This is a genomic window from Caballeronia udeis, assembly GCF_001544555.2.
GTDB lineage: Bacteria > Pseudomonadota > Gammaproteobacteria > Burkholderiales > Burkholderiaceae > Caballeronia > Caballeronia udeis.
In genome coordinates, this window is sequence record NZ_FCOK02000004.1 from 95,212 (window position 1) to 114,384 (window position 19,173).

Annotated in this window: 16 protein-coding genes; 9 read left to right on the plus strand and 7 right to left on the minus strand. The window is 61.0% G+C overall.

Annotated elements, in window-relative coordinates:
- Positions 1-184 precede the first annotated feature (184 nt).
- Entirely contained in the window at positions 185-1,138 is a 954-nt protein-coding gene (locus AWB69_RS04700) for an NHL repeat-containing protein (RefSeq protein ID WP_062082681.1), read from the plus strand.
- A gap of 31 nt (positions 1,139-1,169) precedes the next feature.
- Here the strand turns inward: AWB69_RS04700 and AWB69_RS04705 are convergent, their stop codons facing one another.
- Positions 1,170-1,598 (minus strand): TOBE domain-containing protein, encoded by a 429-nt coding sequence (locus AWB69_RS04705; protein WP_062082682.1) that lies wholly within the window; start codon positions 1,596-1,598, stop codon positions 1,170-1,172.
- 227 nt (positions 1,599-1,825) lie between these two features.
- Between AWB69_RS04705 and AWB69_RS04710 the strand changes: the two genes are divergently transcribed.
- Both AWB69_RS04710 and AWB69_RS04715 read left to right on the plus strand, forming a co-directional pair.
- Entirely contained in the window at positions 1,826-2,701 is an 876-nt protein-coding gene (locus tag AWB69_RS04710) for an extracellular solute-binding protein (protein ID WP_062082683.1), read from the plus strand.
- Positions 2,698-4,527, plus strand: coding sequence for an ABC transporter ATP-binding protein/permease (locus AWB69_RS04715; protein ID WP_062082684.1), 1,830 nt, complete (start codon positions 2,698-2,700; stop codon positions 4,525-4,527). The genes AWB69_RS04710 and AWB69_RS04715 overlap by 4 nt, the downstream gene beginning before the upstream one ends.
- A 53-nt stretch (positions 4,528-4,580) precedes the next feature.
- Here AWB69_RS04715 and AWB69_RS04720 read toward each other — a convergent pair whose 3' ends face one another.
- Positions 4,581-5,309, minus strand: a complete 729-nt coding sequence (locus AWB69_RS04720; protein WP_062082687.1) for a response regulator transcription factor — start codon at positions 5,307-5,309, stop codon at positions 4,581-4,583.
- Between the two features lie 369 nt (positions 5,310-5,678).
- Here AWB69_RS04720 and AWB69_RS04725 point away from each other — a divergent pair, with 369 nt between their 5' ends.
- The gene (locus AWB69_RS04725; protein WP_082913256.1) at positions 5,679-7,148 is read left to right on the plus strand and encodes an MFS transporter; all 1,470 of its coding nucleotides are present in this window, start codon (positions 5,679-5,681) and stop codon (positions 7,146-7,148) included.
- 95 nt (positions 7,149-7,243) lie between these two features.
- Entirely contained in the window at positions 7,244-7,417 is a 174-nt protein-coding gene (locus AWB69_RS47465) for a hypothetical protein (protein WP_156528739.1), read from the plus strand.
- An 80-nt stretch (positions 7,418-7,497) separates the two neighbouring features.
- Here AWB69_RS47465 and AWB69_RS04730 read toward each other — a convergent pair whose 3' ends face one another.
- Both AWB69_RS04730 and AWB69_RS04735 read right to left on the minus strand, forming a co-directional pair.
- Positions 7,498-7,770 (minus strand): hypothetical protein, encoded by a 273-nt coding sequence (locus AWB69_RS04730; protein WP_062082689.1) that lies wholly within the window; start codon positions 7,768-7,770, stop codon positions 7,498-7,500.
- A 164-nt stretch (positions 7,771-7,934) separates the two neighbouring features.
- Complete coding sequence (locus AWB69_RS04735; RefSeq protein ID WP_331712655.1) at positions 7,935-8,573, minus strand: hypothetical protein; 639 nt, start codon at positions 8,571-8,573, stop codon at positions 7,935-7,937.
- 340 nt (positions 8,574-8,913) lie between these two features.
- Between AWB69_RS04735 and motA the strand changes: the two genes are divergently transcribed.
- Positions 8,914-9,783: a flagellar motor stator protein MotA gene (gene motA / locus AWB69_RS04740; RefSeq protein WP_062082691.1), complete on the plus strand. Its 870-nt coding sequence runs from the start codon at positions 8,914-8,916 to the stop codon at positions 9,781-9,783.
- An 81-nt stretch (positions 9,784-9,864) separates the two neighbouring features.
- Positions 9,865-10,953: a flagellar motor protein MotB gene (motB, locus tag AWB69_RS04745; RefSeq protein WP_062082693.1), complete on the plus strand. Its 1,089-nt coding sequence runs from the start codon at positions 9,865-9,867 to the stop codon at positions 10,951-10,953.
- On the opposite strand, the gene AWB69_RS04750 is transcribed toward motB, so the two are convergent.
- Entirely contained in the window at positions 10,942-11,310 is a 369-nt protein-coding gene (locus tag AWB69_RS04750; RefSeq protein WP_062082947.1) for a nuclear transport factor 2 family protein, read from the minus strand. The genes motB and AWB69_RS04750 overlap by 12 nt on opposite strands.
- 370 nt (positions 11,311-11,680) lie before the next feature.
- Here AWB69_RS04750 and AWB69_RS04755 point away from each other — a divergent pair, with 370 nt between their 5' ends.
- Complete coding sequence (locus tag AWB69_RS04755) at positions 11,681-12,829, plus strand: porin (RefSeq protein ID WP_156528745.1); 1,149 nt, start codon at positions 11,681-11,683, stop codon at positions 12,827-12,829.
- A 101-nt stretch (positions 12,830-12,930) separates the two neighbouring features.
- On the opposite strand, the gene AWB69_RS04760 is transcribed toward AWB69_RS04755, so the two are convergent.
- The gene (locus AWB69_RS04760) at positions 12,931-14,586 is read right to left on the minus strand and encodes a bifunctional aspartate transaminase/aspartate 4-decarboxylase (protein WP_062082698.1); all 1,656 of its coding nucleotides are present in this window, start codon (positions 14,584-14,586) and stop codon (positions 12,931-12,933) included.
- Positions 14,587-15,325: 739 nt separating this feature from the next.
- On the opposite strand from AWB69_RS04760, the gene AWB69_RS04765 reads away from it, so the two are divergent.
- Positions 15,326-17,989, plus strand: coding sequence for an excinuclease ABC subunit UvrA (locus AWB69_RS04765; RefSeq protein ID WP_062082701.1), 2,664 nt, complete (start codon positions 15,326-15,328; stop codon positions 17,987-17,989).
- 85 nt (positions 17,990-18,074) lie between these two features.
- On the opposite strand, the gene AWB69_RS04770 is transcribed toward AWB69_RS04765, so the two are convergent.
- A complete protein-coding gene (locus AWB69_RS04770) occupies positions 18,075-19,136 on the minus strand; it encodes an alkene reductase (RefSeq protein ID WP_062082703.1) in 1,062 nt (353 codons plus the stop codon).
- Positions 19,137-19,173: the final 37 nt, after the last annotated feature.

The window sequence follows — 19,173 nt, forward strand, 5'->3', positions numbered from 1 at the left end:
TCCTCCAGGGGCCGGATTCAGATGGCTTGTCCGGCATTATATCCACGCGAATATTACGCTGCTGTCGCGGCCGGCGAGTCAGTGCGCAAGCAATAGGCAACATACAAATTCACGCATGTGCCCGCCAGGATGGCACCAAGCGATATATTGGTGGCCTTCGATCCCCGCGCCCAAGGAAAATACGATGCTTTCCTCGCACTTTTCTCAACGGTTCTCGCAGCGTTTCAAGCGCCATGCGCTTACAGTAGCCGGTGCCTTGACGGCCGCTGCGGTCATCGCGCTATCCGGTTGCGGTTCGACACAAATCGCCGGCACGCCGCAGCGAATCTCCCTGGATGCACGGGCCAACGGCATTGCAATCCGTCCCGCCGACGGGGCGGTCTTCATCACTGACGACAAGACCAACAGCGTGCTTTCATCGGCTGACGGCAAGACATTCAAACCCTTTGCCTCTATTGCCCCGGTCGCGGGACAAGCGAACGCGCTAAGCCAGGTGAGCATGGCGGATGACGGGTCGCTGCTGGTCGGACGATTCGGATTCGGCACGGCAGGCGCCGTGTTCGACATTGACGCGAACAGGTCCGTCTCCATCCTGTCAGGGCCCGATCCGGCACGCCGAAGACTGGGACTTGCGGCCATTGGTATGGGGAAAATACTCTCGACCTGGTTCGTCAAGAACGGCAACAGCCCGGCAACGGGTGGCCTCAGCCTGATCACGTACGATGTTTCAACCCACGTCGCGTCCGAACACAATTTGCTGACGGGATTGGCGAAACCCGTTGGCGTAGCCGTACAAGGCGACGCCGTTTTTATATCGGATCAGACTGACAACATGATCCTGAAGACGAGCCTGTCCGGGTTGCTCAATCATGCCCAGGCCGGCGGCTTGAACACGACGGTCATCAAGATCAACGGACCCGACCTGCTGAGCATTGATTCAAACGGCGCGCTCTATACGAAATGCAACTCGACCGCCGTGTGCCGGATAAGCCCGGATGAATCGGTTACGGTCATCGCAAACGATTTCGAGGATGCACGCGGCGTGGCTATAGACCCGGTGCATCACCTGTTGTACGTCATCGACCGGCCGAAATCCGCTGACAGTGCCAGTACCCTGCGGACCATTCCATTGAACTGATGAACTGGCGCTGCACGGATTCGCAAGAGGACTAGTTGTCCACGCCGACAATCACGCTCGACGCCTTGAAGATTGCCGTTGCGGCTTTCCCGCTGGCGAGCGCGAGCCGTTGCGCGCTTTCGTTCGTGACAATAGCGGCAATCTGCGCGCCGCCCTCGACCGTAATAACGACTTCGCTGTTGACCGCGCCCGGGGTCACTGACGATACCGTGCCGGCAAAGCAATTCCTGGCCGATACCTGGCTATCCGCTACATCGACCATCACGATCACAGACGACGCCTTGACCAGCGCGAATGCGGGCTTTCCGGCCGCCAGCCCTAGCGATGCCGCGCTGCCATGCGTGATCACCGCGACGATCTCGAGGCCGTCATTGGCGCGCAGCAGGATCTCGTCATTGACCGCGCCATGCTTGAGCTCAATCACTTCACCGACAAATTGATTTCGGGCGCTTGTTCGCATGTTCATCTCCGGTTGCGGCGTCCTTCGAAGACGTGGATCGCCTGGATCCAAGGACGCACGTTTTGCTCGGGTTACCTGCGTGGCAGGCAGGCCACAAGTGTAACCGCACCACGCCGCCCGCTTGGGACAAATAGCCGGCGAAACATGTCGATGGCGTTAGCGAACAAGTTGAGTCTGAGCGTAATATAGCGCCCTTTATCACGCCCTTTATCAACGTGGAGAATCAGATGATCCGTAAGGTGATGGTATCGGTTGCGGTCATGGCTAGCGGGCTCTTGAGCCACGCCGCCGTGGCGGATGAAAACGCCGTAAACGTGTTGTATGCCGGGTCGCTCGTCAATTTGATGGAGCGCAGTGTCGGCCCCGCTTTCGAGAAGGAAACCGGCCTGCATTTCCAGGGCTACGCGGCGGGTTCGAACAAGATCGCCAACGAGATCAAGGGCAAGCTGCGTCGCGGGGACGTGTTCATCAGCGCGAGCCCGAAGGTGAATACGAGCTTGATGGGTGCAGCCAACGGTGACCATGTCGCGTGGTACGTCACGTTCGCCGAATCGCCGCTGATGATCGGTTATAACCCGCGCAGCAAATTCGCCGCCGACTTCAAGACAAAGCGCTGGGACAAGGTCCTGCAGGAACCGGGTATTCGCATTGGCCGGACAGATCCCAAGCTGGACCCGAAAGGCGCATTCACGGTCGAGATGGTGACGAAGGCCGCCGCTCTTTATAACCAGCCGGATCTGGTGGAGAAGACGCTGGGCGACGCCGAGAATCCCGATCAGGTCCTGCCTGAAGAAACACTGGTCGGGCGTTTGCAATCCGGGCAGCTGGACGCCGGTTTCTTCTATTCAACCGAGACCTCGGACCTGAAGATCCCGTCCATTCGTCCCGCGCCCGAATTGCAAGCCAAGGCAAGCTACACGCTGACCATTCTTGGCGATGCCCCGAACTCCGCGGGCGCCACGCGCTTTGTCGACTTCCTGCTGAGCGAAAAGGGCCGCGAACTGCTTAAGGAACATGGTGTCGATGTGATCAAACCCGCGATCACCGGTAACGCTCAGGCCATGCCGCCATCCCTTCAGGCCGTGATCGACGCGACTCGATGAAACGAACCACCGCGCGACCGCTGCGGTGGCTTGCCGCGCTGCTCGCAGTCTATTTATGCGCGCCCTTTCTCGCGAGCATCCCGCAAGTGGGCGCAGCGGACTGGCACGGGGTCGACTGGACCAGCACGCTCTCGGCCGTAGCGGTATCGGCGGGCAGCGCGAGCGTCGCGGCGTTTGTCATCTTGTTGGGCGGCGTGCCGCTGGGCTATCTGCTCGCCCGGTCGAATTCACGCAAGGCGGCGTTGCTCGGTTTTGTCGTGCAATTGCCGCTGGCCTTGCCGCCGCTCACGAGCGGTGTCCTGCTGCTGTTTCTTCTCGGCCCGTATAGCTGGGTCGGACAACTGACGGGCGGCGCGCTGACCGACTCGTTCGCCGGCATCGTGCTGGCTGAAACGTTCGTCGCCGCGCCCTTCCTGATCATTGCCGCGCGCTCCGCGTTCGCGGCCGTCGATCCCGTGTTCGAGGACGTGGCCGCCACGCTGGGTCATCGTGCCGGCAGCCGCTTCTTTCGCGTCACCCTGCCCGTTGCATGGCCTGCAATCAGCGCCGGACTGGCGCTGGCGTGGCTGCGCGCATTCGGTGAATTCGGCGCGACCGTGATGGTCGCTTATCACCCGTATTCGCTGCCTGTTTATACCTATGTCGTGTTCGGCGGCCAGGGCTTGCCAGCCATGATGCCCTTGCTGCTGCCGACTCTTGCCATCGCGGTCGCGTGTGCCGCGCTGTCCATCTACAGCCGCAAAGGCCGTGTTTCGTTGGGCGCGGAACTGGTCAATGGTGATGACGCCGACGACAGCACGCCTGCACATCGGTTAGTGGATGAGGATGACCGGCGCCTGAGCATCGTGTTGAAAAAGCGTCTTGGCAGCTTCGATCTCGACATTGAATGGGCGCCGCGGACACGGCGTCTTGCGATCATCGGCACGTCGGGGTCGGGCAAGTCGCTGACGCTGCGCCTGATCGCGGGGCTGGAAGCCGGGAATACGGCTACCGTGACGCTGGGTCCAAGCCAGCTAGACACCCTGCCGCCCGAGGAGCGCAGGATCGGTTACATGCCGCAGGACTACGGTCTTTTCCCGCATATGACGGTCGCGCAACAACTGGCGTTTCCGCTAAGCGCTGATGCTGCAAGTGCGCGGCAATGGGTCGATCAACTGGGTCTTTCAACGCTGCTTGGCCGCTTGCCGCGTGAGCTTTCATTCGGTCAGCGCCAGCGCGTGGCACTGGCTCGCGCACTCACGCAGCATAGCCAGTTGCTGCTCTTCGACGAACCGTTCGCCGCGCTCGATACCCCTCGCCGCCGCCGTCTGCAGCAATCGTTGCGCGCGCTGCAGCGCGAGATATCGGCGGTCACGGTGATCGTCACGCATGATCCCGATGAAGCCGCGCTGCTCGCCGACGAAGTATTGCTGATCGAACACGGCCGCGTGCTTCAGGCGGGACCGGTGAGCGAGGTCTTCGAGCGCCCCGCTTCAATGCGCGTGGCGCAATTGCTCGGGCTTCACAACGTGGGGCAAGGCCGCTTGATTGAAGCGGACAGGGTGGAACTGGGCGGCGAGTTGCGCCTGAACATTGCACGCAACCCTGCGCTCCCCGTTGGACAAACCGTGATGTGGCGGCTGCCTGCGCTCGCCATCACGCTGTCTGATGAAGGTCCGTTCGAGGGTACGGTCGACGGTATTGAATTGCGGCGCGGAGAGCGCTATGCAAGGCTGAAAATCCGCGGTGTGGCCTTCGATATTCCCAGCGACGACACCCGCCTGAAGACCGGTACGTCGCACCGGTTTTCGGTGGACATCGACAAATTAACTATCTGGTCCATTTGAAGAGACCACCGAAAAATCCAACGGCTTTTTTTGCGTCATGCCTCACGCACGCATCAAGCCGTGGCTCCCTCTTGCAAACGCGCTTCCTCGGCTATGTCTCCGTAAAGATGCAGCAGCCTGTAGCCGCTCTTGTACACGGGCTGCAAGCGGAAGTGATTGACCGGCTCGATCGTCAATGCAAGCCTCAGGCGCGAAACATGACTGTCGATGGTCCGGGTGGACTCGCGAAACTCACGTCCCCAGACCATTGCGAAAATATGATCGCGCGACAACACCCGTCCAATGTTCGAGAAAAACAGCAACGCCAGCCGGAATTGCGTGCCGCTCAGTTGCACGGGCCGCCCGCGTACGGTGACGCTTTGCTGGCGCGAATCGAAGCGATACGGACCCAGCTCCGTCACAGCGGCGGTTTTCGCCGGATAGGCGCGCCGAAGCAGCGCTGCCACGCGTGCACCGAACTCGGCGGAACGCACGGGTAGCGTGACGTAATCGTCGGCACCCGCGCTTAGCGCACGCACCACGTTGCTCTCTCCGCCATCCACCGAGGCGAACATCACGGGCACGCGCTCGCCGATGCCCGAGCGCATCGACTTCAGCAGGTCGAGCCCGGACAAGCCGGTGGAATGCCAGTCGAGAATCAGCATGTCCACCGTGGAACGGGAGAGCGATTTCGACATCGACAAACCGTCGCTGAACGGAATGCATTCATGGTTGAGCCGTTCGATGATTCCGCCGATAACGAAGCGGTGCTGGGGATCGGACTGAAGAACTGCGATGCGCATGATGACGGGACCGGTGGCCTGTAAACGGCGGCTTCGGGACGTCCTTGGAAGACGTCATTGAAGGCGCCCAAGAAGGTCTCATGACGCTCCACGAGACCGCTTTCAACGCGCGAATTCTGAAGAGCGGTACCGGGTTGATCCATCGGAAAACTCTTAATTGCGTCCGCGGGGCTGTAACAAATGCTTTCAATATGTCTCGCGAAGTCTCAGCTTGTGCCGACACGTGGCGGGACAGGATCGTTTCAACACGCGTTGTCTGGACGTCGGCCGATGACACTGGCCCGGGCGCGCACGGCCGCAAAACGTCGACCATCCATATTTCACGAACCACGGAAACGTTGAAGGTTTCGGGTCGATAAGCTGGTCTTCATGAACTCGAACCTTATCCCCTCACGCGCCGGACTGAGCACACGCCAGGCGCTGATCGTCACCACGGCCAGCATGGGTTTCGTGGTCTCTCAACTCGATGTCACCATCGTCAATGTGGCGCTCGCGAGTATCGGACGCGACCTGCACGCAAGCGTGGCGGGCCTGCAATGGACCGTCGACGCCTACGCGCTCGCGTTCGCCGCGCTGATGCTCTCGGCGGGCGTGCTCGGCGACCGCTTCGGCGCGCGGCGTTTGTTCGTTGCGGGCCTGATGCTGTTCGGACTGGCGTCGGCCGCTTGCGGCTTTGCAATGGATGCGGGTCAACTCGTCGCCGCACGCGCGTTGCAGGGCATAGGCGCGGCCGCCATGCTGCCCAACTCGCTGGTGCTCCTCAACCAGGCCTGCGGCCACGACGACGGCCTGCGGGCACGCGCAGTGAGCTTGTGGACGGCAGCGGGGGCGGTATCGATTGCTGCGGGGCCGATCGTAGGCGGCCTGCTGATCGCGGCGTTGGGCTGGCGCAGCATTTTCTGGGTCAACGTGCCGTTGTGCGTGGCGGGGATCGTGGCGACCTATGTATGGATCGCCCATAAGAAACCAGCGCAAAAAGCACGCGGTATCGACTTGCCCGGGCAGGTGCTTGCGACCATCGCGCTGACCGCCTTCGTGGGCGCGATGATCGAACTCCGGCCGCTGGGCCTGACGCATCCGCTAGTGGTCGGAGGCATTGCCGTGGCGCTTCTCGCCGCCATCGGACTCGTGCTGGTTGAGCGGCGTGCAGCATCGCCCATGCTGCCGCCCGCGCTGTTTCGCGACCGCACGTTCAGTTCGGCCACCGTGTTCGGCATCTGCGTGAACCTCACGTATTACGGCATGGTGTTCGTGCTCAGCCTGTACTTGCAGCGCGTGCTCGGCCATACGCCGCTGGAAGCGGGGCTCGCGTTCCTGCCTCTCACCGGGGGGTTCCTGTTGTCGAATCTTGCCAGCGGCGCAGTGGTCGCGCGCTACGGCTCGCGCTTGCCGATGATCGTTGGCGCATTGATCGATGCAACCGGTTTTGCCGCGCTCCTGTTCGTCAATGCATCCACGCCTGTGTGGGCGTTGCTGCTGCCTTTCCTGCTGATTCCGACGGGCATGGGCCTCGCCGTTCCCGCGATGACAACCGCGGTATTGGGCACGGTCTCGCCTGACCGGGCAGGTACGGCGTCGGCGGTGCTGAACACCGCGCGGCAATCCGCTGGCGCGATTGGCGTCGCCGCGTTCGGCGCGCTGGTCAGTCACGCGGCGCCGGGGGAAAACACGCAGATCGTGGTGGGCGTAAGGGCGTCGGCGGGGGTATCGGTGGCGTTGCTGTTGTTCGCTGCATTCATGGCGCGGCGTGTGGTTGAAAGCAAGCGCGCAAAGGGTGCTGGAGCGCCCGGGGCAGTATCGGTTAAATGCAGCAGGGGGCACAGCACTGAGGCCCGCTGAAGGGATCAGCCCATGCAGGAACGCGTGTTGCGTGCGCAATAACACGCACTTCTTGTGCAACCCCCGGTCCGCAGGCCGCAAATGAGGAGCTGGACATGTTCACCCCGCCGCCCGACCCGACATACATACCGATTGAACCCGATCCCGACGAACTGATAGATCCCGATGCTCCCCCGCCCCCGGACGACGATCCCGACACACCCGACGGTCCGGATTCCTCAACGCCTCTGGTGCCTGCTGATCCGAACAACGGTACACCGCGTCTTTGATGTCGACACCACGGATCAGCAGAAAAAAATGCCCGCCTGTTTTAGAAAGCGGGCATTTTTTCTGAGCAGCGTGGTGCGCGTCAAAGGCTCGTTGTCAGGATTTCGCCCGTTGCGAGTGCGCGCTCGATGAGCCCTTCCTGCTGGGCCTTGCGCACGGCTTCGGCGACAAACGTCTCCGGCGCTTCGACCTCGGCCTTGATCGCGCCGATGATCCCCGACGCCTCGACAATCACCAGCGATTTCGCCGAATCCGCCCGGCTGATGATGACGCGCTGCGGACTGCCGCTGTCCGCGATGCTTGCACAGAACTGAACCGCCTGGCCGTCGATGGTTTGCTCGAAAGTTTGAATCATCGCTGGGATTCGCCTGTAGTAAATGGAGGTTAGGCCAGGGTACGCATAAAACATTCCGCACCCTGTCCGCCCTTGTTACTTATTGACTATTTATTGACTGAATATTCCGCACGACACAGGTTCAAATCTTGCAAGCGTGGAATCCATGATTCAGAACCGGTAAGTCACGCCCAACTGCACGACCGGGTACCAGCGATACTTCCCACTTGATTGGTGATGTTCTGCTGCTCCTCGTCGATATTCGCCTGCGTCGTCAACTGGCTGTAGACCGCCGGCACGAAATACGAAACGTGGGGCCGGCCATACGCCACGCCGAGGTCGCACATAAAGCCAAATCCCTTCGACACCGGCTTGTGGCCATAACCGACTCCGAGATACGGCATCACGCTCGGAAAACGCGCAGTGGCTGATGGCGCGGCGCCAATGGCCGGCACGTAATCATTGCCGATCTTGTAGTTGCCGTCGGCGTTGGGCACCGCATGCGCGGTGAGTTCGTCGCCGTTGAACAACGCGCCGCCCGTCACGCGAAAGCCGCTGCTGGAAAACGGGAACAGGTCAAGGTAGAGCCCTCCTTGCTTCAGGCTCAGGTGGCCGTCGTATTGGCTGCCGCTGACGTTGAACGAATGCGACAGCCCGAAACCCTCCACCTCCGCATGCACGCCCGCCCACGAGTTGAAGGGATACGCCGCACCTATACCCGCGCCCAGCGTGCCGCCCTGTACATAAACTTCCTGCGCGTGGACAACGCCCATTGCAAGCGTCGCAATCGTTGCGGCGGTTGCCGCCCTCAAGACAGTGTTCACTGCACCCTCTCCGTAATGTGCCGGGCCCTTTCCCGTGGCGAGACTTTACGGTTTCACCAATCGATTCAATGGAGCGAACAGTGATTGTTTTCGAGTTCAATTCACCGATCTGCGGAAAGTGCCGGGAACAATGAATCGAGGCGCATCAGGTCATTTTTTTCACGTGCAATCATCTGAAGATTCAATAACAAAGTTGTTTTGAACCCTCGCGCCGCGCGGCTTATCGACGATCGGGAGAAAAGATACCTTCGCTCCACCCTAAATCTGCGGGTCTGATTGCCGTTAAAGTCTTGGACAGCTTCATTCAAAGGAAGCGCTGAAAAAATCAAGCGGAGAGACCATGTTCGTCGTTATAGGCTGGGTCGTGGTCATCGGGTCGGTGATCGGGAGTTTTTTGGGTGTAGGCGGCCATCTGCTGGCGCTGTTCCAGCCCTTCGAATTGCTGTGCATCTTTGGCGCGGCAATCGGTGCGTTCGTCGTATCCAATCCGCTCACAACACTGAAGAAAACCATCGAGGTCCTCCCGAGCGCATTCAAGGCCAGCAAATACTCGAAGGAAAAGTATGTGCAACTCATCGCGCTGCTTTACGAGCTGCTTCAGAAGGCGCGCAAGGAAGGCATGATGGCGCTCGAAGCGGATGTGGAAGCGCCTGAGAGCAGCGCGACATTCAAGAAGTACGAACACGTGCTGCACGATCATCATCTGCTGGAATTTATTGTCGACTACTTGCGCATGATGTCGAGCGGCAACATCAACGCGCTCGAGATGCAGGACCTGATGGACGAAGAACTCGAGACGCATCACGCGGAAACATCGCTGGTAGCCGGTGCAATCCAGAAGATGGCCGACGGCCTGCCCGCATTCGGTATTGTCGCGGCCGTGATGGGTGTCGTGCATACCATGGGCTCGGTGGGCGCCGCGCCCGCGATACTCGGCGAGATGATCGCAGGCGCACTGGTCGGCACCTTCCTCGGCATCCTGCTCTCGTATGGTTTCTTTGGACCGCTCGCCGACCTGCTGACTGCGAAAGGACAGGCTGAAGCCAAGCCGTTCCAGTGCGTGAAGTCCGTACTGCTCGCGTCGATGAACGGCTATGCACCGGCTATTGCTGTCGAGTTCGGGCGCAAGGTGCTGTTCACCGCGGATCGTCCGACCTTCAAGGAACTCGACGACGCCGTCCGCGCCACCAAGCAACCGAAGGCAGCGTGACGAGCCTCTCGCAACCGGCCCGGATCATGCAACTCGTGTATTTCACGCACCTCAAGCAGCAGATCACCAGGGGTTTCACTCATGGCTGACAACTCCTCTCGCGACCCCATGCAGTCCGTCCTGTCGCCAACCGTAGTCGTGCGGCGCAGGAGGAAATCCGGACACGGCGGCCATCATGGCGGCGCGTGGAAGATTGCCTACGCGGATTTCGTGACGGCCATGATGGCGTTCTTCCTGCTGATGTGGCTGCTCGGCTCGACCTCCAAATACGACAAGCAGGGTATTGAGGACTATTTCAACACCCCGCTTGCGACGGTCTTCGGCGGCAAGGACGGCAGCGGCGCCGCACGCACGAGCGTGATTGACGGCGGTGGCCGCGATCTTTCCAGCTCCCGTCCGGGCGAGGCCACCAAGAGCCAGCCCCAGCCATTGCCGAAGACGCCCGTGCGCGCTGCCGCGACTGCCGCGACTGCGCAAGACGACTCGCAGCGCTTGCAGCAGCTCAAGCAGAAGCTCAGCGCGTTGATCGACCACACGCCCGCACTGGCCGCGTACAAGGATCAGATTCGTATCGACATCACGAGTGAAGGATTGCGCATCGAGATCGTGGACTCACTCAAGCGGCCCATGTTCCCGTCAGGCAGTGCGAAGCTGGAAGCATATGTGGTGAACATCCTCTCGCAGATCGGCGCCTCGCTCAATGACGTGGACAATCGTGTGTCGATTGCCGGGCACACGGACGCCGTGCCGTACTCGGGCGGCGAGGCCGGTTATTCGAACTGGGAGTTGTCGAGCGAACGCGCGAACGCTGCACGCCGCGCGTTGATTGCAGGCGGCATGAACGAAGGCAAGGTCCTGCAAGTCCGCGGACTCGCCGATGTATTGCCGCTCAACAAGGCTGTCGCCGATGAACCGACCAACCGGCGCATCAGCATCCTGGTATTGAACAAGGCTGCCGAACAAGCGTTCTTCGCGGACGGCGGGCGCACCGCCGTGGATGAGTCGCAACCGGCAAGCTCAGTGATCCCGGAGGCCGCCGGGTCTCAGGCCATCGGGTCTCAGGCCATCGGGTCTCAGCCTGCAAGCGCTGCCATTCCGGTGGCCGCGCAACAGCAACCGGCGAAACCAAATGCTGCACAGCCAAGCGCCGGGCCGTCCTCAAAAAGCTAGCACGCTGCAGTGGGCGGCGGCGATCCGCCAGCCGCTTTCCGTCTCCACCCACATGCGCGTATAGCGAAGGTTCGCCGAGAGCGGCATGCCGCCGAACTGTCCGCTCAGCACCGCATTCGTGAGCGTCACCGCGCTCTTGTCATACATACGCACTGTCTGCTCCTTGATCTCCAGCCGTTCGATCCGCTGTATCCCGTAGCGATGCGCGTTCAGGTCGTCGGCCTTGCTCCACACCTTGCCTGTTGCATCGACGAACGTCAGGTCGTCGGCAAGCAGATTGTCAAGAACCCCCACATCGGATGCCAGCATCGCCTCCCGCAACTGCGCTTCCAGCCCCGCTATCACGCTCTCGGTCATCGCTTCGTCCCTGGCTTGAAGATGAGCCGCCAGCATAGCGCAGCGGCTCGCGAAAACACTTGCTGAGGCCCGGCCAGATATCTGTTCACATCCGCCAGCGAACCCGTTTGCATGGGTCAATTCGTCATCTTATTTAGTGCCCACTAACCCTTAGCGACGCTTACAAGAAGTATTTTTTCTGTAGCCGTCGCTTAAAAACAACTGTCATATACCTTACATACGCTTTCGCTAAAGTCCGCCCGTCGCGAGCTACAGACCGTCAGAGTCCGATGCCGCGCGTCACTTGCTTGCAGCGCATTTGCATTACTTACTCACACCCACGCTTAGGGAGAACGTTTTGAACCGTCAAACACTGCTCGCCACTGCTGCAATGGCGGCATTCGCCGCATCGGCTACATCCGCTCAAGCTCAAAGCAGCGTTACCCTCTACGGCCTCATTGACGCCGGTATCAGCTATGTCAACCACAGCGCCGTCGGCACGACCGGCAGCGGCAAGCTGTTCAAGTATGACGACGGCGTGGCGCAAGGCAGCCGTTGGGGCCTGCGCGGCTCAGAAGACCTGGGCGGCGGCCTGAAGGCGATCTTCACGTTGGAGAGCGGCTTCAACAGCGGCAACGGCACGCTCGGCCAGGGCGGCGCGGAATTCGGCCGGCAAGCGTTCGTGGGAATTTCGAAGTCGGATATCGGCTCGGTGACCCTTGGCCGGCAATACACGTTCTCGACCGACTACCTCGGCGGTTCGTATTCCATCGGCGGCCAGACGGTTGCCGGTAACTACGCGTACCACATCAACGACGTTGACCAGCTCACGTCAAGCCGTATCAACAACTCGATCAAGTTCAGCAGCGCCAACTTCCACGGCGTGACGTTTGGCGGGTTGTACGGCTTCTCGAACCAGGCTGGCGCGTTCTCGGGTTCGCCCACCACGACGACCGCGGGCGTCACGACGCAAGGTTCGTCGCGCGCTTACAGCTTCGGCGTGAACTACGCCGGCGGCCCGTTCGGCATCGGCGCGGCTTACACGGACATTCACTTCCCGGGCTCGTCCACGCCGGCATTCAGCACGAGCATTGCCAACGTTGCGACGGGCGGCTCGAAGGACCTGCGCACGTTCGGCGTTGGCGCCAGCTACAAGTTTGCGGCCGCTACGGTGTTCGGCCTCTGGACCAATACGCGTTTCGAATCAATCACGGGCGCAACGTCGAAGTTCAACGCGTATGAAATCGGCGGCAAGTATGCGTTCACGCCGGCTCTTACCGGCGGCCTCGGCTACACGTACATGAAGCTGACCGATGCGGCGCAAGGCAAGTGGCAACAGGTCGACGCGAGCGTGGACTATGCGCTGAGCAAGCGTACCGATGTCTACGTGCTGGGTATCTATCAGCACGCGTCGGGTTCGAATGGCGGCACCCCGGTGCAGGCGGAGATCGGTTCGAGCACGAGCTTCTTCGGAACGTCGTCGGGCAAAGGCACGAACGAGCAGATCGCTGCACGCGTGGGTATTCGCCACAAGTTCTAAAGCAGGCTTTAGCGGTTGAAACGGGCCACCGGGTAGTTGATTCCCGGCGGCCCGTTTTTTATTCGACGCCTGAAGCACCCGGCGTCGCGGACGTATCAGAATCAGAGCACCTTGTTTTTATCGAGCGACTTGCCCGTGGCGGCGTTATAGCGCTCGACGTATTCGACCATCAGCTTGCGCATTGCGCGGCCGATCGCCCTGTAGTCGCTCTCGTTGAGGTTGGCGAGCGACACGCGCCCCGACGGGTGTTGCGTGCCGAAGCCGCGTCCCGGCAACAGTACGACGCGGGCTTCCTTCGCGAGCCGGAACAGCAACTCGGAGGGCTCGGTATTCTTGAAGAGCCACGCGACGAACTCCGGTCCATACGCACGATTGCCGAGGAATTCGAGGTCGATGATGGTGTAGTAGTCGACCTGGTTCGCGTCGCTGTCGTCGAACCTGATGCCTATCTCCCGGTACAACGCTTCCTTGCGGCTGCGAATCAGGCGCTTGAGCGCGTTCTTGTAGGCGTCCGGGGTGTCCATCAGCGCGAAGAGCGAGAACAGCACCATCTGCACCTGCTGCGGCGTGGAAAGCCCTGCAGTATGATTCAGCGCGACAGTACGGCTGTCGGCTACCAGGCGGTCGATGAACTTCAGGTTCTCCGGCTCGGTGGTGATGGATTCATACCGCTCATGCAACTCCTTGCGCTGTTCCTTCGGCAGCTTGCGGATCAGGTCGTCGATCACGTTCTCGCGATGCATGGCGATGGTGCCGAGCCGCCAGCCGGTCGCGCCGAAATACTTCGAATACGAATACACGAGGATGGTGTTCTTCGGGCACAGCGCGAACAGCGAGACGAAGTCGTCGGCGAACGTGCCGTACACGTCGTCGGTCAGGAGGATCAGGTCCGGCCGCTCTTTTACGATCCCGGCGATGTACTCCAGGCTCTCGGTGTTCATCTTGACGGAAGGCGGATTGCTCGGATTCACGAGGAAGAAAGCCTTCACCTTCGGATCGCGCAGCTTGTCGAGCTCCTTCTTCGAGTATTGCCAGCCGAGTTCCACGTCGGCGTTCAGGTTGACCACGTTCAGCTGATAGTCGTTCAGCGTCGGGATTTCTATGTACGGCGTAAAGATGGGTGAGCCTAGCGCGATGGTGTCGCCTGGTTTGATCAGGTGATTCTCGCGCATTGTGTTGAAGATGTAGGTCATGGCGGCGGTGCCGCCTTCGGTCGCGAAGATATCGAAGTCGCCCACGAACGGGTGCTTGCCGATCATCTCCTTCTTCAGGTACTGCGCGACAATCACTTCCGACAGCTTCAGCATCCGGTCCGGCACCGGATAGTTCGACGCGAGAATACCCTCGCACATTTCGTACAGGAATTCGCCGCCGTCAAGGCCCAGCTGGTCGCGCACGTACGACAGCACGCCGCGCAGGAAGTCGATACCGGCCACGCCCTTGTTGTCGCGTGCAAAAATTTCAAAGCGCTCTTCGAGTCCTTCGTGCTTGGGGAAGCCGCCCAGCCCTTCGGGCATGTGGGCGAACGAGCGCTCGGACTCGCGCATGGCGAAGAGACCGAGTTGCCAGAAGCCGTGGCGCGGAATGGTGGCGAGGAAATTCGGGTTGCCCCGGCCCGCGTTGAGCATGGCCGCATTGGCGGGACGCTCGACCGCGCCGCCGCCGGCGGCCTTGATCAGTTCGTCCTTGAGTTCGAACGGGCTGAGCGCCGCGATCTTGGATTGTTCCTGCGAACCCGCCTTGGTAGATTTTGCCATCCAACACCTCCAGAAATGATCGACTGCTTGAAAGAGTGACGTTCGGAAAACCGTTAATCCTTTTGAGAGAAAAGCGGCAATGAAATCTCAGGTAATGCGTCTTTGATCGCAGCCGGTTATCGGGAAACCACATCGCGGGAAACTACATCGCTCCCTTTCACTGATATTCGCAACCATGCTGCAAGCCAATGCGCGGCTGGTTTATGCATGATGACCACGATAATTTTAGGAAACGAAATAATCCAGACACCATCCACTGGCCGGCGAGTCAATAGTCTAGGGGAGAAAACTTCAAACGCAATCGCTTTATGTTTTCCCCTGGGGCTTGCGCCATTCGGTTTTTGCTGGCAAAGACAGTGGCGAATGTTATTCAACAACATTTAAAGAACTTGATACGCCGTCATATCACCGTTCGCAATCAAAGACAGTCTCGTTCTCGTGCGTGAATACAATTACTTCGCCCACGCAAACATGACAGGCTAATTACCGGATTCAATCCCGGTTGCTTAAATCCTTCAGGACGCACGGGTAATATCGCGGATATCGGCGCATGAATAGGTGGGCATGCTCCGTGCGGCAAGTGCCCGGTGCCGGATCGAGCGCCCCTTCACAAGACGCTTATGCAAACCCCTTAAACTGTCTGCAATTCGCGCGGCCAGGCGGCGTGGGACTGCGCATGATGTCCCGACATGCCCTTGATGCCGTACAAGCAAACAGACCCATAACGGCTTTAAAGCGCATGACGAATCGAAACAAGAAAGCTGAAACCACGCCGGCCCATCCCTCCCGGGCCGGCTTCGTGCGGGTACGGGGTGCCCGCGAGCACAACCTTCGCAACATCGACGTCGACATTCCCCGCGACGCGCTCGTCGTCTTTACAGGCGTCTCGGGATCGGGCAAATCGTCGCTGGCCTTCGGCACGCTCTACGCTGAAGCGCAGCGCCGTTATTTCGAATCCGTGGCGCCCTATGCACGTCGTCTCATCGACCAGGTGGGCGTGCCGGAAGTGGATTCCATCGAAGGATTGCCGCCCGCCGTCGCGCTGCAGCAGCAACGCGGCACGCCCAACGCGCGCTCGTCGGTGGGCAGCGTAACCACGCTGTCCAGCCTCGTTCGCATGCTGTACTCGCGCACCGGCACGTACCCGGCGAAACAACCCATGCTGTTCGCCGAAGACTTCTCGCCGAACACGGTGCAAGGCGCTTGCCCCACCTGCCACGGCCTGGGGCGTGTCTACGAGGTGACCGAGCAATCGATGGTGCCCGACGACTCGCTGACTATCCGCGAGCGTGCCGTCGCCGCGTGGCCGCCGGCGTGGCATGGCCAGAACCTGCGCGACATCCTGGTCACGCTCGGGTTCGATGTCGACACACCGTGGCGCGAGTTGCCGAAGAAGGACCGCGACTGGATCCTGTTCACGGACGAGACACCAACCGCTCCCGTGTATGCCGGCATGACGCCGCAAGAGACGCGAGCCGCGCTCAAGCGCCACGCGGAGCCGAGCTACCAGGGCACGTTTACCGGCGCGCGGCGCTACGTGCTGCACACGTTCGCCAACACGCAAAGCGCATTGATGAAAAAGCGCGTGTCTCGTTTCATGGTGAGCAGTGCGTGTCCGTCGTGTCATGGCAAGCGCCTGAAGCCCGAGGCGCTGTCCGTGACCTTCGCGGGACTCGATATAGGCGAGTTTTCGCAGATGCCGCTTGCGCGGGTTGCGGACGTGCTGCGCCCTATTGCCCGCGGCGAGACGCCGGAGCCTGGAACAGCGTCGGCAGGTGAAATATTGAGCCGCGACGAGATGCGGGCGGCCGTCGAGCGACGGGTCGCGTCTGGCGGAGCGGAACACAAGGCCTCCCCCGATATCAGACGGACTACGAATCAATCCAGGGAAAAGCAGGTTGCAGCGCAACGAATTGCAGGCGAGTTGCTCGAACGGCTGACCACGCTGATCGATCTTGGCCTGGGGTATCTTGCGCTGGACCGCGGCACACCGACCTTGTCGTCGGGCGAGTTGCAGCGGCTGCGGCTGGCGACGCAACTCGCATCGCAGTTGTTCGGGGTGATCTATGTCCTCGACGAACCCTCTGCCGGCCTTCACCCCGCCGACGGCGAAGCGTTGTTCAGCGCGTTGCTGCGCCTGAAGGCCGCGGGCAATTCGCTGTTCGTGGTCGAGCACGACCTGGAGATGATGCGCCGGGCGGACTGGCTGGTGGATGTGGGCCCGGCTGCGGGCACGGCGGGCGGCCAGATTGTCTATAGCGGACCGCCTGCCGGCCTGGCGGACATCGAGGAATCGCAAACGCGGCTGCATCTGTTTGGCGACTCCCGGCCGGCTCCGCGTTCGAAGCGCACGCCGACCGGCTGGCTGCGTCTTGAGAACGTGACGCGCAACAACTTGCAGGACCTGGAGGCAGCCTTCCCGCTTGGCTGCTTCACGACCGTGACGGGCATTTCGGGCTCGGGTAAATCGAGCCTGGTCAGTCAGGCGCTGCCGGAGCTGGTTGCAGACCGGCTTGGACGGCCGATCGTGGCCGATACGGACGAGGAAAGCGACCCGTTGCTGGATGCCGAGGACATTCCGACCGGTGGCGAAATAACGGCCGGCATGGAGCGAATCCGGCGGCTGGTACGGGTCGACCAGAAGCCGATCGGACGCACGCCGCGCTCGAATCTCGCGACCTACACCGGTCTGTTCGATCATGTGCGCAAGTTGTTTGCGGAGACACCCACGGCGCGCGGGCGGCGCTATGACGCGGGCCGTTTCTCGTTCAACGTTGCGAAGGGCCGATGCCCGACGTGCGAGGGCGAGGGCTTCGTGAGTGTCGAGTTGCTGTTCATGCCGAGCGTGTATGCACCGTGCTCAACATGCGGGGGAACGCGATACAACCCGGAGACGCTGGAGATCGAATGGAACAAAAAGAACATTGCGGACGTGCTGCAGATGACCGTGGACACCGCATGCGCCTTCTTTGCCGGCGAGCCGCAGATCATGCGCGCGCTGACCGTACTCAGGGACATTGGACTGGGTTATTTGCGCCTGGGCCAGCCGGCCACGGAACTGTCCGGCGGCGAGGCGCAGCGGATCAAGCTGGCGACCGAGCTGCAGCGAGCGCAGCGGGGCGAGACCCTTTACATCCTGGATGAACCCACGACCGGACTGCATTCCACGGACAGCGACCGCCTGTTGATTCAATTGCAGGGTCTGGTCGATGCGGGCAACACCGTGATCGTGGTCGAGCACGACATGCGGGTCGCGGCCCAAAGCGACTGGGTCATCGACATGGGACCGGGCGCAGGCGAGGAAGGCGGCAAAATGGTGGTCAGCGGCACGCCGGAAGACGTGGTGAAGCGGGGGAAAACCAGCAGCTATACGTCAAGGTATCTCAAGGCCTGTCTGCCCTGAGGTTCTCCGGGGCAAGACTCTCAAGACAAAACAGCCGGTGACTCCTTATGGAGCCACCGGCTGCCGCAAGCCAAGACCAGAGCGCTTAGTCCATTGTCTCGAGCATCGGGTAGTCCGTGTACCCTTCCGAGCCGCGAGCATAGAACGTCTCGGGGATCGGCGCGTTCAACGCGGCATCGCTCTCGAAGCGTTTCACGAGATCCGGGTTGGCGATAAACAACTGCCCCCACGCAACGGCGTCGGCGTCACCGCGGTCAAGCGCTGCCTGCGCGCTTTCCTTGGTGAACTTCTCGTTAGCGATATAGACGCCGCCGAAGGCCCGCTTCAACTGCGGTCCGATCGAATCCTCGCCAACGCGTTCACGTGCTGCGATGAAAGCGATCTTGCGCTTGCCCAACTCACGTGCAACATAACCAAACGTCGCCGCGCGATCGCTGTCGCCCATGGTGTGCGAATCGGCACGCGGCGCGAGGTGCATGCCGACCCGGTCAGCGCCCCAGACTTCAATACATGCATCAACTACTTCGAGCATCAGGCGAGCGCGGTTTTCAATCGGGCCGCCATAGATGTCCGTGCGCTTGTTCGTGCTGTCCTGCAGGAACTGATCGAGCAGATAACCGTTCGCGCCGTGCACTTCAACGCCGTCAAAGCCGGCAAGCTTCGCGTTCTCGGCGCCCTTTCGGAACGCTTCAACCACCCCTTGGATTTCGTCGAGCTCAAGTGCTCGCGGCGTCACGAATTCACGCTGCGGCCGCACCAGGCTCACGTGCCCTTGCGCCGCGATCGCGCTCGGCGCCACCGGCAGGTCACCATTGAGAAAGATAGGGTCCGAAATCCGGCCGACGTGCCACAGTTGCAGCAGGATCGTGCCGCCCGCGTCATGGACCGCCTTCGTGACAAGCTTCCAGCCTTCGACCTGCTCGTCCGACCAGATCCCCGGCGTTTCAGCGTAACCCACGCCTTGCGGCGTCACCGACGTCGCTTCGCTCAGGATCATGCCTGCCGCTGCACGATCGGCGTAATACTGCGCCATCAATGCGTTTGGCACACGTTCAACGCCTGCGCGCTGACGCGTCAGCGGCGCCATGATGATGCGGTTGCGAAGATTAAAGGCACCGGCTTTGAGCGGGTCAAAAAGATTGGGCATTTGAAAGTATTCCTAAATAGGTTCTAAGGGAATCCGG

Bases quoted from the DNA above. Each gene is read 5' to 3' on its own strand.
- AWB69_RS04700 (WP_062082681.1), top strand. From the start codon at position 185: ATGCTTTCCTCGCACTTTTCTCAACGGTTCTCGCAGCGTTTCAAGCGC.
- AWB69_RS04770 (WP_062082703.1), bottom strand. From the start codon at position 19,136: ATGCCCAATCTTTTTGACCCGCTCAAAGCCGGTGCCTTTAATCTTCGC.
- AWB69_RS04725 (WP_082913256.1), top strand. From the start codon at position 5,679: ATGAACTCGAACCTTATCCCCTCACGCGCCGGACTGAGCACACGCCAG.
- AWB69_RS04705 (WP_062082682.1), bottom strand. From the start codon at position 1,598: ATGCGAACAAGCGCCCGAAATCAATTTGTCGGTGAAGTGATTGAGCTC.
- AWB69_RS04720 (WP_062082687.1), bottom strand. From the start codon at position 5,309: ATGCGCATCGCAGTTCTTCAGTCCGATCCCCAGCACCGCTTCGTTATC.
- motA (WP_062082691.1), top strand. From the start codon at position 8,914: ATGTTCGTCGTTATAGGCTGGGTCGTGGTCATCGGGTCGGTGATCGGG.
- AWB69_RS04750 (WP_062082947.1), bottom strand. From the start codon at position 11,310: ATGACCGAGAGCGTGATAGCGGGGCTGGAAGCGCAGTTGCGGGAGGCG.
- AWB69_RS04765 (WP_062082701.1), top strand. From the start codon at position 15,326: ATGACGAATCGAAACAAGAAAGCTGAAACCACGCCGGCCCATCCCTCC.
- AWB69_RS04755 (WP_156528745.1), top strand. From the start codon at position 11,681: ATGGCGGCATTCGCCGCATCGGCTACATCCGCTCAAGCTCAAAGCAGC.
- motB (WP_062082693.1), top strand. From the start codon at position 9,865: ATGGCTGACAACTCCTCTCGCGACCCCATGCAGTCCGTCCTGTCGCCA.
- AWB69_RS04730 (WP_062082689.1), bottom strand. From the start codon at position 7,770: ATGATTCAAACTTTCGAGCAAACCATCGACGGCCAGGCGGTTCAGTTC.
- AWB69_RS04760 (WP_062082698.1), bottom strand. From the start codon at position 14,586: ATGGCAAAATCTACCAAGGCGGGTTCGCAGGAACAATCCAAGATCGCG.
- AWB69_RS47465 (WP_156528739.1), top strand. From the start codon at position 7,244: ATGTTCACCCCGCCGCCCGACCCGACATACATACCGATTGAACCCGAT.
- AWB69_RS04710 (WP_062082683.1), top strand. From the start codon at position 1,826: ATGATCCGTAAGGTGATGGTATCGGTTGCGGTCATGGCTAGCGGGCTC.
- AWB69_RS04715 (WP_062082684.1), top strand. From the start codon at position 2,698: ATGAAACGAACCACCGCGCGACCGCTGCGGTGGCTTGCCGCGCTGCTC.